Raw genomic sequence first — 554 nt, 5'->3', positions numbered from 1 at the left:
GGCTCTTATGATGTAATTACGGACAACTTGTTCGCTATAATTATCTCAAAGGAGTCTTTTATTATGCCTACTAAATATTCTAACAATCGATACTCAGCCGAATTTAAATCATCTATCGTGGCACTACACAAAACTGGCCGCTCAGCTAATTCCTTAGCTAAGGAATATAACGTCAGTGTTTCCACGGTTACTAAATGGATCAATCAGGCTAATCCCAATAACACCAAGGTCCTTTCGGACAACGAACGCGCCCTAATCAAGGAAAACCACCGACTTAAGGAGGAACTTGATATTTTAAAACGAGCAGCGGTGTTGTTGGCAAAAAACTAATGGCTAAAGGACGAGCAGTCGTTTTAGAAATTGTCCAGGCTAATTTGCAAGCCAAACACCGCATTACTCATATTTTAAGAACTCTAAAGATTCCTCGTTCCACCTATTACGTTTATCGTCATTGGCAACCCAGTAAAACTGCCTGCCGACGTCAATTGATCAAACAACAGTTACTGTCACTTTGGTTAAAATATCCCATGTATGGTTATCCTAGATTAACTGTA

The 554-nt window shown here is 39.5% G+C and carries 1 pseudogene; it reads left to right on the top strand.

Features of this window, described 5'->3' with window-relative positions:
- Positions 1-63 precede the first annotated feature (63 nt).
- Positions 64-554 (top strand): annotated as a pseudogene (locus DY78_RS16145) (transposase); the annotation flags it as partial.

This window comes from Lactiplantibacillus fabifermentans DSM 21115 (genome assembly GCF_000498955.2).
GTDB lineage: Bacteria > Bacillota > Bacilli > Lactobacillales > Lactobacillaceae > Lactiplantibacillus > Lactiplantibacillus fabifermentans.
The sequence above is the reverse complement of the archived record's forward strand: the minus strand, read 5'-3'. Positions and strand labels throughout refer to the sequence as shown.